We start from the raw sequence: 15,686 nt of genomic DNA, 5'->3' as shown, positions 1-15,686 counted from the left end.
CCACGCCCGGATCGGATCGCAACGCGATCCGATCCACTGGCAAAGCCGGTGAATATCAGGCTTTAAAAGGGCACATCATCGCTAGCACTCACAAAACGCGCCACGACCTTCTTTGCTCCTGCCTTTTCGAAATCCACCTCAAGCTTATCACCCTCGATACCGATAATGGCCCCATAACCAAATTTCTGATGGAATACGCGTTCACCTAAGGTGAAACTCGAGGTGGCAGTAAGGTCTATTACCGTATTCTTGCTTTCTTTAGGCTGAGACAATCCGCGTTGCCCGGCCCGCGCCTGCATCCGCTTCCACCCTGGCGAATTATAACCATCGGCCTGTGCCATGCGCTCTTCGATCCGAGACTTGACCGGAGCCTCGGAAAACCCACTCGATGCCGATAGTCCGCCGGGGGCTGCTGCCCCATAGCCTCCGCCATAAAGGCCCGGCGGGGTCAGCACCTCCACATGTGCTTCTGGCAGCTCATCAACAAAACGCGAAGGCAATTGCGATTGCCACTGCCCAAATACCCGCCGGTTCCCCGCAAAGGAGATCGTACAGATCTCTTCCGCTCGAGTGATACCCACATAGGCTAGACGCCGCTCCTCCTCGAGCCCTTTAAGACCACTTTCATCCATGGAGCGTTGCGAGGGAAAGAGGCCATCTTCCCAGCCAGGCAGGAAAACAGCAGGGAACTCTAGCCCTTTGGCCGCGTGCAGGGTCATGATAGAGACCTTCTGCTCCGCATCCTGTTTGTCATTGTCCATAACCAGGCTGACATGTTCCAGAAACCCTTGCAGGTTCTCAAAGTTTTCCAGCGCTTTTACCAATTCCTTGAGGTTTTCCAGACGCCCTGGCGAGTCTGGGTTTTTGTCCAGCTGCCACATTGTGGTATAGCCACTCTCATCAAGGATAATCTCAGCCAGTTCCATATGGGAGATATCCGCATCCCCGGTCATCCTGCCCCAGCGTGCAATATCTTCGACGAACTGGCGTAGGGCTGTGCCGCCCTTGCCTTTGATCTCACCACTTTCAACCGCCAGACGGGCCCCCTCCAGCAGAGAAATGCCATTTGAGCGCGCCATGAGCTGGATCTTCTGCTGCGCTTTATCCCCTAGCCCACGTTTGGGGGTATTCACAATCCGCTCAAAGGCAAGATCATCCTCTGGGCTGACCACCAAGCGAAAATAGGCCATGGCATCGCGAATCTCGAGACGCTCGTAGAAACGAGGTCCCCCAATCACCCGATAGGGCAGACCAATGGTCAGGAACCGGTCCTCAAAGGCGCGCATCTGGTGTGAGGCCCGCACAAGAATGGCCATTTCGTTCAGATCAACCGGGCGCTGCCCTCGGGTACCGCGCTGCATGGACTCAATCTCTTCGCCAATCCAGCGGGCTTCTTCTTCACCATCCCAATGGCCGATGAGACGAACTTTCTCGCCCCCCTTGGCGGCGGTCCAAAGCTCCTTACCCAGGCGCCCTGCGTTGCCGCGGATCACATTGGATGCAGCGGCCAGGATATGCTCGGTAGAGCGGTAATTCTGCTCCAGCCGGACAACCTTCGCACCCGGGAAATCCTTTTCAAAACGCAGGATATTGCCCACTTCCGCACCGCGCCAGCCATAGATCGACTGATCGTCATCACCCACGCAGCAGATGTTGCGATGCCCCCCTGCCAATAGCCGTAGCCAGAGATACTGCGCAATATTGGTGTCCTGATATTCGTCCACCATGATAAAGCGGAACCAGCGCTGATATTGCAGAAGAATATCGCTGTGTTCCTGGAAAATGGTGACCATATGCAAAAGCAGGTCCCCAAAATCTACCGCATTCAACTCTTTCAGACGGGTTTGGTACTGCGCATACAACGCGGTCCCACGATGATTGTAAGCCCCAGCATCCGCCGCAGGCAGCCGATCGGGTGTCAAAGCGCGGTTCTTCCAATCATCGATGATATTGGCCAGCATACGTGCAGGCCAGCGTTTGTCATCGATACCTTCCGCCTTGATCAGCTGCTTCAGCAAGCGGATCTGATCATCGGTATCCAGAATTGTGAAATTGGACTTTAGCCCCGCAAGCTCTGCATGGCGCCGCAGCAGTTTCACACAGATGGAGTGAAAGGTGCCAAGCCAGGGCATGCCTTCGGCCGGTTGCCCCAACATGCCCCCCACGCGCTCTTTCATTTCGCGTGCTGCCTTATTGGTAAAGGTCACCGCCAGGATCTCATTTGTACGGGCCGACCCCGTATTCAGCAGATGTACGATTCGCGCGGTGAGCGCCTTAGTCTTGCCCGTTCCTGCCCCGGCCAACATCAACACCGGTCCCTCCAGACATTCCACCGCTTCTCGCTGGGCGGGATTCAACCCTTCCAAATAGGGTGTCGGGCGTGCGGCCATGGCACGGGAGGAAAGTGATGCGCCTTCAAAGGCGTCCATTTCATCGAAATCTGTCATGGCGACAATCTAGACCACCACCTAGATCAGGGGAAGAGACGTTCGCATTATGTTCGCAAATTTTCCGTCATCCCTGCTCCTTCCCCAAATGCGCAGTTTCCAGATGAGTGAAACGGGCACGAGATGGAAAAATGGTCATTCAAAACAACAGCAGCCAAGCCTTGCACCCCGGGTCTGAAGTTCCGAGCGAACTGGATTCAGAACGGTCCAGGACCTCAGCCAGCTTGCTGAACACTATGAGGTGAGCACGGAAGATTCCATTCGTACTAAAAAATTTGAGCAACTTATGGTAGGCTTCAGACCAAATGACGAACCTCGACAACGACCGAGGGGACAGACAGGGAACGAGACGAATTTGATGCAAGCATTGGAACAGGATTCTCAGACAGATACCAAGTTATCAATTCAAGTCATTGGTCGATTTACGGTTCTGAATTCCAAAAACCAGCAGATACGTATCTCCAGCAAACGGGGACAAGCGCTTTTGGCGCTTTTGGCTGTGGCACCTTCTGGATGGCGTGAACGTCGTTGGCTTCAGTATAAACTTTGGAGCATGCGCGGCGAAAAAGAGGGGAGCGGCAGCCTGCGGCAAACCCTTAGCTCCATTCGAAAAACTCTGGGTGATGAAAGCGATATTCTTTTGTCAGACCGAACTTCGATCGGTCTGAACCTCGACCGCGTCGCGGTTGATGTGCATGATCTAAAACAACTGCTCAGCAAAACCCCATTGTTGTCCCAAAGTGACTTTCTCGAAGGCTTGGACATCACCGACCCCGAATTTGAAAATTGGCTTCGTGATCAAAGAGTCTTTTGGGGAAACCAGCTAAGAGAGGTTGAAGTCCCCCCTGCGAACCAGCCTGCCGCCCAACCCAAACACCCCCCCGCACAGCTTTCGGCTTCCACCACGCCAGTCGTCGCAGTTATGCCCTTTTCCCGACATCTGGCGATGCATCAGCCGCAACTGAGCTCTCATGTAATGGAGGGACTGTTTGACGATGTGATTGATCAGCTAGCCAAAATCCGTTGGCTGTCTGTCATATCACGCAGTTCGGTGATTGCCGGTGCCAATGCCGGTATGGTTCCCTCAGAGTTCGGAACCCGATTTGATGCAAACTATGTCATCTCGCTAGATCTCTTTTCCAATGGCGATGCCAGCAAGCTCGGGGTTGACCTTATCCGGTCACAGAATATGGAAATGACCTGGCAGAAGACCTTTCTGCTTCCTGAAAGCGTTGCCCAGGCAGATGTTCGCAACATAGCCATCGAGATCGCTGGAAATGTGGCCAGCCAGGTTAGTCGTGTCGCGCAATCCTGTTCACAGGGAAGACCATCCGAGAACAGCTCTTTCAGTGAGCTGCTATGGCGGGGGAAATGGCATCTTCACCGGTTGAGCAAGGTCGATTCACAGGCAGCGCAGCAGATCTTTGCGGATCTGATTGCTCAGGATCCTGGCAATCCTGAAGCGCATCTCCATTTGGCCTGGACCCTCATGTGGGAAGCATGGGCCACGCGTGCGAGTGCAGAGAAAATTCGCGACATCTCTGAGCTTGGTCAAAAGGCGATCAAATTGGACAATAGCGACGGGCGGGCCTTTTGGATTGCCGGGGTCATGGAAAGCTGGTTGCGAAACTTTGACCTCTCCAATCGCTTTATTGATCAAGCAATTGAGCTCTGTCCCAGCTTGGCCTTGGCTCATATGCAACGCGCTTCCAACCGGATCTACGAAGGCCATCCAGCCGAAGCGTTGAAATCCATTGAAACCGCTTCGCGCCTTTCGCCAATGGACACCCATAGGTTCTTCTTCTTGGGCGAAAAGGCCATGGCGCATCTCCTACTGGATGATTTGGACCAAGCCCTGGAGGCCTCTACTCAGTCTTTGATGCTGCGGAGATCCTATTGGTACGCCCATCTAATTCAGACACTCTCTTTTGCACGCCAAGGTGAGCAAGACAAAGCAGCCGAAGCCTATCGGCGCCTCAAATGGCACACGCCAGATTTTCAAAGTGAATTCATCTCATGGCTCCCCTTCACGGATCGGGTGAAGAGCCAAGAGATGATCGCGGAACTGGAAGGTATTTAACGGAGATTCCAACACATCTCTCTATATTTCGGAGGACTATTTTGAAACTTTTTGATTTTAAGAAAGACATTGAAAAACCAAAGGAAGCCCAGGTTTCCGGATATAAAGAAGAGGATTTCGACCTCTCCACCCTGGAGAGCACCCGCCTGGGGGACGCCTTTTTTTCGCTACTCGGTGGATCGCTGCGCCGGGTGGTTTTCCCGCTTATGCATCGCTTCAAACCTGTGGTGAACTTGGGCTCCTTTACACTGGTTGCGCGGTATGAAGATGTTCAAACCATCTTAGAAAGCCCGCAATCGTTTAATGTTCCCTTTGGGCCGGATATGTTGGCCATGACAGGAGGACCAGTTTTCGCGTTAGGCGACGACGGAGCAGAGCACGACCTGCAAATGGAGATCGCGCGGGAAGCCTGGGACCAGGCTTGGATCTTGGAAACTGCACAATCAACAATCGATAAGATCGTCCCGGCGCTATTGAAGGATAGCGGAGGCGATATCGACGCTGCCACCGATGTCCTGATGCGGGGTCTTGCAGAGGCTTGCATTGCATCTTTTGGCCTCAACGTTCCAGATGCTGACAAGTTCGCGGCCTATGCAACAGCCTGTTCCGTTCAGCTCTTTGCCAACCCAACCAACGGTCAGAAACCGCAGGAACTGGCAAGTGTCGGCGCCAAACATTTGCGAAACATCATTGATGCAAGCATCGACAGATATCGCGCTGACCTCGCAACCGGATCAACGGACATAGATCAACGCTCCCTCCTTGCCAGCCTGATGCGGGCCCAGGCCGACACCGAACCAGAGGAACAGAAGGCACGCACGCGGGCACTTTTGTTCGGATTTGTCACCGGCTTTGTCCCTACGTTGTCGCTGGCAGCCGGAAAAATCCTAGAGTACCTGCGCAAGAACCCCGCGCTTTTTTCCGAAGCGGTCAGCCTGGCCAGACATGCAGGCAGCGATATTGGCAATAAAGAGTTCACAGACTTCTTGATGGAGGCAGCCCGCCAAAACCCAGCCCTGTTTCCCGGACAGGGACGTCGGCGCAAAACCGGCCTGCATGATCGCCCCCTGCCCCGCCACCTAAGAAGCATACCTGAAAACAACTATGTCTTCGCCTGCACTGCGGCCGCCTTACATGATGCCAATGTTATGGCGAACCCGCGCCGCTTTGATGCGAAACGCGGTTATCTTGATCATTCCGGACAGCCGGTTGAGAACTTTCTCTTTGGTCATGGCATACACCACTGCGTTGGAGCAGAGCTGTCCAAAGCGCTTCTACCCATCCTTTTGGGACATCTTCTGACCCGGCCCGGCATTCAATTTTCTGCTAAGCAGCCCCGCTTCTTTTCCGCCTATCTTGGTGAGCTCAGAATGACTTTTGAGGTAGATAGCGGCCATCGTTCACAATCAATGCTCAACGCCATCTTGCCGCTGCGCCCCACGTCAGATCCCGATGGCCTACTGACCTTGTTGGAAAGCATGAATGCCGCAGAAAGCCCCACGATGCAGATGTTGCAAGAAACGGGCATCGTTCATTTCGCCTCTCTAACCGCCATCAACCTGGGAGAGGGCGGAAATCTAGACGGGCGGCAGACCGACCTCTTGATAGAACTGAACCTGGATGGCGACCAGCAGACCGGGTTAGAGAGGCTAAGAACACGCGAAGGCGAGGCCTTCAAAGCGCTTTTGGAGCACATTGACACCAGCTCAAGCAGCTTCTTTGCGGCGGTAGAAGGCGCTATCCTACAGCCAAAAACACGCCCTTGGGGAACCATTGGCGTCAATTTCCCCGGCACTTCCGATATGTCGGTTGCTCAGATCGCGGCTGAGCAAAAACTCTATAAGGAAGCGCAGGCGGCAATCGAGGATGTTCGACGCCACAAAGGCTACTCGGATGGCCGTCATGAGGACGTAACCGATGTCTTTTCCACCGTGCGCAGCAAGATGGAACAGGACGCTGAATTTGGTTGGATGCTCCACCGGCCTAGTGATCGCTATCCCGCCTTTGCGAGGCACGAGGAAAGTGGCTACTACACCTTTCTGCTCAAGTACATTTTTCCGCGTAGACGTATCTTCGTGATCGCGGCCTATGTCCTCTTCACTTTGACCACCGCGCTGATTGTCGGTGTGAAATGGGGATGGAGCGCGGCGGACCAAACCTATTTCTGGATCTGGTATGTTCCTCTGTTTCTTTCATTGGCTGTGGCAGCAGGGTCGATCTGGCTATTGCGGCGGAAAGAACAGGAAGAAAAACCGGACGACCGCATTGCGCCACACGAATATGTGCAAAACATTCAAAGCCAGGAGAACAGACCTGGCCATGTTCAAAACCACATCACCTCCGTAAGCACTCTAAAACCTGGTTTCTTTCGAAAAATCACAACCGCCCTGGCCTTCCATCTGATCCAAAACATGGTCCTGCAGTGGTTCCGCCCGGGCTTTGTGACCGATTTCGCAACGATCCACTATGCTCGCTGGGTGCGACCCAAAGGATACGACAAACTGATTTTCCAATCCAACTATGATGGCAGTTGGGAAAGCTACCTGGAGGATTTCATCACCAAGGTACATGCCGGTCAGACAATGGCCTGGAACAATTGCGTCGGCTTCCCCAAGACCAATTGGTTTGCAGAAGATGGGGCCGAGGATGGCGATGCCTTTAAACGTTGGGTCAGGCTGCAGCAGGTGCCGGTGCAGTTTTGGTACAGCCGCTTCCCGGAATTAACAACTGGCATGATCCGAACGAATGCACAGGTCCGGGACGGTTTGGCGCGGGCCAAAACCTATGATGAGCACAGGGCCTGGCTCAGCCTGTTTGAATCGGTTCCAGCACCCGAGGCCGCCCTCGAGACCACTCAGGTGCAGACGCTCTTGTTCCGCGGTCTTGGGCGCCACAATCTGATGAAGGCCCGTCTCTTACATTTCGGAGAGCCTGATCTGGCCAGGGCCTGGCTGCGGCAACTGGTTCAAGAGGCCTATATCGCGGACTCGCCCACGACTCCGGCCCCAGGCCGGCTGTCATTTGGTGACTCCTACCCAAATGGCGCACCCGCCTTCATCGCTTTGTCCTCTTCCGGGTTGAAGCACCTTGGCATGCCGGATCAACCCTTTGATGGAATTCCAACGCTCCCCCATGCTTTCGTTGGTGGGATGGGTCAACGGCAGGAAATCCTTGGAGATAGGCCCTCGGCAGGTGGTTCGCCTGCCTGGCGTTGGACTGATGCAGAGGCCCCCAAGAGCAAAGCGGTCACAGCGCATGCTCTTTTGCTATGTTACACCCGCGAAGTTGGAACAATGACCGATGCGGATGAATACATTGAAAGGGCACTTGAACAGGCTGGGATCTCCATCCTTGAAGCCATCTCTAGCGACCGAAGACGAGATGATGGCAAGAAGGAAATGGCCTTTGGCTTTGAGGACGGAATTTCACAGCCAATCATGCGCGGAACGCAGGTTCATGCCAAAGAAAGAGCCTCAACAGATGATGTGGTTAGCCCTGGTGAGTTCATCCTAGGCTACCCGGATTCACGCGGCTATCTGCCGCCGCCCCTAACGGTTTCCGCCACATCTCCGGCCGCGTCTTGTCTTCCCTCTGTGGAACCGGTGGTCCAGGGGTTGGTGCCACGCTTTGGAAAGAGGTCACATGGTCTGATGGATTTTGGGCGCAACGGCAGTTTTCTGGTGGTGCGGCAATTTCTTCACAATGAGAACGCCTTTAAGTCTTTCATAGAAAAGCAATCCGCCCCCTCAGGAGAGCGAAAATCTGATCGAAGCAATGACCCGGCCCTGCCAAGAGATGCAGACGACAACATCGCGACAACAGATCGTGGGAAGCGCAAGCACAAAGAACAGTGGGTTGCTGCAAAAATGTTCGGCAGATGGCAGGATGGAAGCTCGCTGACCCGTAACCCCTCCCTTTCTGCCACGTCGCGCAGAAGGGTACAGTTTCACAAGAATGTGGCCGAAGCACTGCACCGGATTGCGCTTTCCGATCTTGACCAGGCGGGTAATGCCCAGAGCCAACTAGCTCGCTTTGCACCACCGGGGTCCCGGCTCTCTGAAGAAGACAGCCTCCACATCGACTGGGCCGTATGGGCCGATGACGATTGGGAGAGGTTTCTGAAAAACTATCGGAGCATCGAGGAAACCCTAGGTCTTCGGCTTTTTGTTCAAAAATCGCTTCTCAAGAAGATTAAGCCAGACAATGACTTCAGGCACGGCAGTGATGACCCACAGGGCCTCAACTGTCCATTTGGCTCTCATATACGAAGAGCCAACCCCCGTGACAGCTTCCGTCCGGGAAGTGAGGTTACGCTGGAAATCAACAACAGGCACAGACTGTTGAGGCGTGGACGGACCTTTACCACCGAACGTCTGGACGCTGTTTCTCAGGACCAGCTCAAATCAGGTTGGGCCCATCAGGACGCACAGGGAAATACGCATGAAGAAGGAACCTTCTTCATGTGCTTCAATGCCAATATCGAACGCCAGTTTGAGTTTGTTCAGCAGACCTGGATCGATTCCCGTGTCTTCCACGGAGGACGCGAAGGACCAGATCCTATCGTTTCGCCCAAAAGAGCAGGTGATCGCTTTGTTATTCCTGGGGCGTCGAATGGTGCCTTCCTAGACTGTTTCGACAATCCCAACGACGAAGGAGCCTGGGACTTTGTTCAGGTTGTAGCAGGTGGGTATTTCTTCATGCCAAGTCGACAGGCACTGGAATATCTGTCACGCCTCTAGATGAAAAATAACGCAACATTCACGATAGGTGCATGTTGCCCTGACGATGATCAAACGGCCCCCTGATTGAATAGGCACAAGACCTTAAGGCAATCAGGGGAAACACAATGCCTGCAATCCGTCTCCAAACTCTTTCGGGTGTTCCGATTCTCAATGATCGTGAACCTGCATCCAACTATGGGCAGGATGGATACCGCATCCGCCCCTATTTGGACCAAGCCTTTGCGCAGCGCATCGAGCGTGCCTTTTCATTCATGTTTCAAGGGATCGCTGCCGCTGGGCTTGGGCAGGTCACCGCAATTTTGGCCCATATGCCCGACGGCGGGGATACGAACTCCGAGAGCAGCTACAAAAGCCAGCTGCGCGCCTTTTCACTCGATGGTCTGTTGCTGTCGCAAGGACGCAAGTGGAATGCCTTTTCCTTTCCGGAGAAAAAATTCGAATACCTTTTGATCGAAGCGCACCTAAGGCTCCATTTTGGCACTGTTCTTGGGTATGGCTATGATTTCGCCACCCAGGATCATCTCTATTTTGACGATGGAGAAGAGCCCGGCTTTCAACCCTATTCGAAGAGCCGTGTCTTGTTCTTGCAAAACGCTGCACGGTACCTCTTTGATCGAATGATCAAGGTTGATGGGATCTACGGGCCTGAAACGCAGCTTGCGGAACGTCGGCTCAGAACCGAATTGCAAATTGGCAAACTCACAGACCTGGACAACTGGACTGCCCTTTTGTCTGCGATCATAGAAGAAGCCCAGGACCGCTTGGCAGACCCATCGCTTCAGGCACTTACGACTGAGTTTGTGCCAACCTAACCCTGCGCAGGCAGGTGGGGCCGCTTAACTCTCCCCGATCCATTGCGGCCCCAGATCTCTTCTTCCTTCAACTCCTGGCAAAGCGTGCTCTCGCTCTCACCGCTCTCCAGTGTCAGGGACGATGTAGTCCCCCAGGCTTTCGAGGAATGTTTCCACAAAATCCAATGACAACAGAGATCTGCTCCCTGAAATCGGCTTCAGAATAGAGAGTTTATGGACAAGTTCTGGCTCAAAGCGCCGCATTTCCAGGCCTTTGCCGCGATACTGTTCCGCGTCCATTGCACTCACGACAGAAACGCCCTGCCCTTCGGCAACCATAATGCAGGCCGTCGTGAATTGCCGCACCTCAACCCAACTGTTCATCAAGACCCCGTAGTCTGAAAAAGACTGGGAAAGGTCTTTGAAGAAACTACTGTCTCGGCGGGTATGGATGATCTTTTCGTCCCTCAGATCCAGTGGCGAAATACAATCTAGCCGGGAAAGTGCGTGCCCCTTGGGGAAGATACAGACGGTCTTTACTGCAAAGTTTACGTGCTCAACTGCGGGATGGCCCGAAAAACCATCGGTGATCCCGCAATCGTATTGTTCTCCGATGATCCACTCCAAAATACGCTCCGGCCGATCGGGCTCAAGCGTCAGGCTGACCCCTGGGCGCTGATCCAGAAAACGCGCCAGCAGTTTGGGCAAATGTGATGTGGCAAATCCTGGCAAGCAGGCAATGCGCAGATGGCCTGCTGTGCGATCAGTCAGATCCCGGTTTAGTTCTTCGAGATGTCTCAAACTCTCAAAAACTCGCCCGACTTCGGAGAGCAGATAGCGCGCCTCGCTGGTGGGAATCAGTTGGCCACCTTCGCGACGAAACAAATCAATAGCTACCGTTTTGGAGAAGTCGGACAACAGCCTGCTGGCCGCAGGTTGAGAAATCTCCAGGATTTTCGCCGCGCGTGTAATTGAACCTGTCTGCGCAACCGCCTGAAAGGCCTCTAACTGCCTGAGCTTAAATTTCAATAACTTAGCCTTTTCAGTGTCAACTTCGCTCGCTTTAACATAACATTGTATTATACCAACTGTCAAAAAACTTTCTCTTGCATTATGCCGCTGCCGCGTCACTGTTTCACACATCCAAGAAACGGGGAGACGAAAATGTCTGTTAAAACTCTTTTCAGCACGACGGCCTTTCTGGCCGCAGCAGCGACCTCTGCCTATGGCGAAACCGAAATCCAGTGGTGGCATGCGATGGGCGGCGCCAATGGTGAACGCGTCAACAAGATTGCTGAAGATTTCAACGCAACACAGGACGCCTATAAGGTGGTTCCGGTCTATAAGGGCAACTACACGGAAACCATGACCGCCGCGATTGCGGCCTTCCGCGCCAAAGAGCATCCGCAGATTGTCCAGGTGTTTGAAGTTGGCACCGCAACAATGATGGCGGCCAAGGGTGCCATCTACCCTGTCGAAAAACTCATGAACGACACCGGGGAGAACTTTGACGGCAAGGCCTTCCTGCCTGCGGTAGTGTCCTACTATCAGACACCCGAAGGCGAGTTGCTGTCGATGCCTTTCAACAGCTCGACACCTGTACTTTGGTACAACAAAGACGCGATCGAAGCTGCCGGCGCCAAAGTTCCAGAAACCTGGGCAGAGGTTAAAACCACAGCCCAAAAACTGGTCGACAATGGCATGGACTGCGGCGTCTCCTTTGGCTGGCAATCCTGGGTCATGGTAGAGAACTTCTCTGCCTGGCATGACATTGCCCTGGGCAGCAAGGAAAACGGTTTTTCCGGCTTTGACACCGAATTCACCTTTAACAATGATGCAGTAGCTGCGCGTCTGGACGACATCGCCTCCATGTCCGAGGGCAACCTGTTCAAATACGGTGGCCGCCGCGGCGATAGCCTGCCAATGTTCACCAATGGTGAATGTGGGATGTGGATGAACTCCTCTGCCTATTATGGCTCAATCAAGAGCCAGGCGGGTTTCGAATTTGGCCAAACCATGCTGCCGCTCGACACCTCACTTGCTGAGGCGCCGCAGAACTCTATTATCGGCGGCGCGACCCTCTGGGTGCTGGGTGGCCATGATGATGAGGAATACAAAGGCACAGCCAAGTTCCTGACCTATCTCTCCTCCGCCGAAGTTCAGGCATGGTGGCACCAGGAGACAGGCTATGTCCCGATCACCACAGCCGCATATGAGCTGTCAAAAGAACAAGGGTTCTATGACAACAATCCAGGCACCGACACAGCAATTAAACAGCTGAGCCTCAACACCCCGACTCCGAACAGCCGTGGCCTGCGCTTTGGCAATTTTGTTCAGGTTCGCGATGTGATCAATGAGGAAATGGAAGCGATCTGGAGCGGCGATAAATCTGCAAGCGAAGCACTGGATGCAGCCGTAGAACGTGGCAACGATCTGCTGCGCCGCTTTGAGCGTTCCGCAAACTAATCCATCATGAAATCAAGGTCATGCCGCCCATCCATGGGCGGCATGACTACGTCAAGTCAGGTTCCTCATGCTGAAACGGGTCCATTTCCCATCCTCGCCGCTCCCCTATCTTCTGGTAGCGCCACAGTTGGCAATCACGCTGATTTTCTTTATCTGGCCCGCAAGCCAGGCCTTCTATCAGTCCTTTCTGATCGAAGATGCCTTTGGATTGGGATCGGAATTTGTTTGGTTTGAAAACTTCGAAGTCCTGTGGTCCGACTCCCACTATTTAGCTGCCTTCTGGCGTACCGCGGTTTTCTCCTTACTGGTGGCTGGCCTCTCCATGGGGTTTGCGCTGGTTCTGGCAGGCTTTGCCCAGCGCGCCGTCCGGGGCGCACTCACCTATCGCACATTGCTTATATGGCCCTATGCGGTCGCTCCCGTTTTGGCCGGTGCGCTCTGGGTCTTTATGTTTAACCCAACGCTGGGAATCTTCCCCTACTTTCTGGAATTCTTCGGCATTGATTGGAACCACTACCTGAATGGCGGACAAGCCATGGCTCTGGTCGTCATGGCTGCGGCCTGGAAACAGGTAGCCTATAACTTTCTGTTCTATCTTGCTGCCATGCAATCCATTCCGCCCAGTGTGATTGAGGCCGCAGCGATCGATGGTGCAGGACCTGGACGTCGCTTCTGGACGATCATCTTCCCACTGATCTCGCCGACCACCTTTTTCCTCCTGGTGATCAACATGGTCTATGCCTTCTTTGAGACCTTCGGGATTATTCACGCGGTGACCCAAGGCGGTCCCGGCACCTCCACAACAATCCTGGTCTACAAGGTGTTCAACGACGGCTTTGTTGGCCTTGATCTGGGCGGTTCAGCGGCGCAGTCGGTCATCTTGATGGTCCTGGTTGTCACAATGACCGTCATCCAATTCCGCTACGTCGAAAGAAAGGTCGAATACTGATGATCGAGAACCGGCCTTTCACGCGCTTCCTAACGCATTTTGTTCTGATCTGCGGTGTCATTGCTGTTGCACTACCCATCTGGATTACCTTTGTCGCCGCCACCCATGATGAGCTGCGTATGAACCAGGCGCCCCTGCCTCTGCTGCCGGGATCGTACCTGTGGCAGAACCTCAAACAGACCCTCTTTGGCGAGGGGCTGAGTGGAACAGAGCAGGCGCCAGTTTGGTTGATGCTACTGAACAGCCTGGCAATGGCCATGCTTATATCCACTGGCAAGATTGCAATATCATTGCTCTCTGCCTTTGCGATTGTGTACTTCAAATTCCCCTTTCGCATGACCTGCTTCTGGATGATCTTCATCACCCTGATGCTGCCGGTCGAGGTACGTATTCTGCCAACCTTTGAGGTTGTCGCGAACCTAGGAATGCTCAACAGCTATTGGGGGCTTTCGATCCCGCTCATCGCTTCGGCGACCGCGACATTTATGTTCCGTCAGGTCTTTCTGACCGTTCCGGACGAAATGCTGGAAAGCGCCAGAATTGATGGCGCGGGACCAATGCGCTTCTTCTTCGATATTCTCCTGCCACTGTCGCGGACCAATATCGCAGCCCTCTTTGTGATCCTCTTTATCTTTGGCTGGAACCAGTACCTCTGGCCCCTACTGATCACGACAGACACTTCGATGACCACAATTGTGATGTCGATCAAACAGATGCTGGAAGCGGCAGAGCAAAGCCCGCAATGGAACATCATCATGACCACCGCGCTGCTGGCCATGATCCCTCCAGTCTTCGTCGTCATCTCCATGCAAAAGCTCTTTGTGCAGGGCTTGACCGAAACCGATAAATAGGACGCCCGAAATGGCTGAAATTCACCTCACAGACCTAACAAAATCCTATGGTCCCACAGAGGTCCTGCATCACATTGAAGGACATATCCAAGATGGCGAATTCATCGTCATCGTTGGCCCCTCTGGCTGTGGGAAGTCCACTCTCCTGCGGATGGTGGCCGGGCTGGAAACCGTGAGCTCTGGCGAAATCCGGATCGGAGAGCGCCGCGTCAACGAGTTGGAACCCTCTGAACGCGATATTGCCATGGTGTTCCAGAACTACGCGCTCTATCCGCATATGAGCGTGCGGGCAAACATGGCCTATGGGCTGAAAATCCGCAAACTTTCCCAGGCTGAAATCAATCGCCGGGTGGAGGAAGCTGCGGATATTCTGGAAATTCGCCAGTATCTTGACCGCAAGCCCCGCCAGCTTTCCGGTGGACAGCGTCAGCGGGTTGCCATGGGGCGCGCCATTGTGCGCGACCCCCAAGTTTTTCTCTTTGATGAGCCACTTTCCAATCTGGATGCCAAACTACGGGTCCAGATGCGGCTGGAAATCCGCAAACTCCAACAGCGCCTCGGAGTTACATCCATCTATGTGACACATGATCAGGTCGAAGCCATGACCCTTGGTGATCGACTGATGGTCCTGAACGGCGGCTATGTCGAACAATTCGGCACGCCTATCGAGCTTTATGACCGCCCCGCCTCTATCTTTGTGGCAGGTTTCATAGGCAGCCCTGCCATGAACTTCCTCCCGGCTGAGGTGAAAGACGGCAGCGTCGTCCTATCGAACGGAGTCATCATCCCGGTTGAGAGCCCAAAAGAAGCAAATGTCACGCTGGGTATTCGACCCGAACATCTGCAGCCGGAACCAGAAGGCGCAATCGCACTTCAGGTGGAAATGGTCGAGCAGCTTGGTGCCAATACGCTTTTGCATGGAACGCTACAGGGGACAGACAAAGCCCTGACCGCCTCTGTTGCTGGTCATGCCACATATGAGAATGGTGAATTTGTTAACTTCAGCGCGCCAGCTTCGATGCTGCATCTATTTGATCCAGAAACGGAAAGCAGGCTGGAACTGTGAGCACCTACCCTCAGATTGACGCCTTCACCGGTGGAACAGGGCTGATCCAAATCGTGGGGCATCGCGGCGCGCGTGGTGTGATGCCCGAGAACACGATGGAGGGGTTCTCCTTTACACTCGACTGCGGGGTACGCCTGCTGGAGTTTGATGTGGCTGTCAGCAAGGACGGTGTCCCTGTTATCACGCACAACCACCATCTGACCGGTTCCATTGTCCGCAATCCTGATGGTAGCTGGCTCCAGGATCCGGGACCAAAGATCTCCACTCTCAGCTGGGAGCACCTCAGCCAGTTCA

The 15,686-nt window shown here is 54.0% G+C and carries 10 protein-coding genes; 8 read left to right on the top strand and 2 right to left on the bottom strand.

The annotated features are described in order from the left end of the window. Positions 1 to 62: 62 nt before the first annotated feature. Positions 63 to 2,447, bottom strand: a complete 2,385-nt coding sequence (locus RSK20926_RS21845) for an ATP-dependent helicase (protein WP_008210141.1) — start codon at positions 2,445 to 2,447, stop codon at positions 63 to 65. 358 nt (positions 2,448 to 2,805) lie between these two features. On the opposite strand from RSK20926_RS21845, the gene RSK20926_RS21840 reads away from it, so the two are divergent. From RSK20926_RS21840 to RSK20926_RS22250, 3 genes are all read left to right on the top strand, one after another. Continuing rightward, on the top strand, positions 2,806 to 4,527 hold the full coding sequence (locus RSK20926_RS21840) for a hypothetical protein (RefSeq protein ID WP_050773150.1): 1,722 nt from the start codon (positions 2,806 to 2,808) through the stop codon (positions 4,525 to 4,527). 41 nt (positions 4,528 to 4,568) lie between these two features. After that, a complete protein-coding gene (locus tag RSK20926_RS21835; protein WP_008210139.1) occupies positions 4,569 to 9,266 on the top strand; it encodes a cytochrome P450 in 4,698 nt (1,565 codons plus the stop codon). A 107-nt stretch (positions 9,267 to 9,373) separates the two neighbouring features. Further along, positions 9,374 to 10,081 (top strand): hypothetical protein, encoded by a 708-nt coding sequence (locus RSK20926_RS22250; protein ID WP_008210138.1) that lies wholly within the window; start codon positions 9,374 to 9,376, stop codon positions 10,079 to 10,081. Positions 10,082 to 10,177: 96 nt separating this feature from the next. Here RSK20926_RS22250 and RSK20926_RS21825 read toward each other — a convergent pair whose 3' ends face one another. Beyond that, positions 10,178 to 11,089, bottom strand: a complete 912-nt coding sequence (locus tag RSK20926_RS21825) for a LysR substrate-binding domain-containing protein (RefSeq protein ID WP_008210137.1) — start codon at positions 11,087 to 11,089, stop codon at positions 10,178 to 10,180. A 135-nt stretch (positions 11,090 to 11,224) separates the two neighbouring features. Between RSK20926_RS21825 and ugpB the strand changes: the two genes are divergently transcribed. The 5 genes from ugpB to RSK20926_RS21800 all read left to right on the top strand — a co-directional run. Next, the gene (ugpB, locus tag RSK20926_RS21820; protein WP_008210136.1) at positions 11,225 to 12,526 is read left to right on the top strand and encodes a sn-glycerol-3-phosphate ABC transporter substrate-binding protein UgpB; all 1,302 of its coding nucleotides are present in this window, start codon (positions 11,225 to 11,227) and stop codon (positions 12,524 to 12,526) included. A gap of 67 nt (positions 12,527 to 12,593) precedes the next feature. Then, positions 12,594 to 13,475, top strand: coding sequence for a sn-glycerol-3-phosphate ABC transporter permease UgpA (gene ugpA / locus RSK20926_RS21815; protein ID WP_008210135.1), 882 nt, complete (start codon positions 12,594 to 12,596; stop codon positions 13,473 to 13,475). Beyond that, on the top strand, positions 13,475 to 14,326 hold the full coding sequence (ugpE, locus tag RSK20926_RS21810) for a sn-glycerol-3-phosphate ABC transporter permease UgpE (protein ID WP_008210133.1): 852 nt from the start codon (positions 13,475 to 13,477) through the stop codon (positions 14,324 to 14,326). The genes ugpA and ugpE overlap by 1 nt, the downstream gene beginning before the upstream one ends. 10 nt (positions 14,327 to 14,336) lie before the next feature. Then, the gene (locus RSK20926_RS21805; RefSeq protein ID WP_008210131.1) at positions 14,337 to 15,392 is read left to right on the top strand and encodes a sn-glycerol-3-phosphate import ATP-binding protein UgpC; all 1,056 of its coding nucleotides are present in this window, start codon (positions 14,337 to 14,339) and stop codon (positions 15,390 to 15,392) included. Then, on the top strand, positions 15,389 to 15,686 hold a 298-nt coding region (locus RSK20926_RS21800; RefSeq protein WP_008210129.1), incomplete at its 3' end, for a glycerophosphodiester phosphodiesterase family protein. The genes RSK20926_RS21805 and RSK20926_RS21800, both read left to right, overlap by 4 nt.

Origin of the sequence: Roseobacter sp. SK209-2-6, from assembly GCF_000169455.1 — a bacterium.
Classification (GTDB): Bacteria; Pseudomonadota; Alphaproteobacteria; order Rhodobacterales; family Rhodobacteraceae; genus Pseudophaeobacter.
The sequence above is the reverse complement of the archived record's forward strand: the minus strand, read 5'-3'. Positions and strand labels throughout refer to the sequence as shown.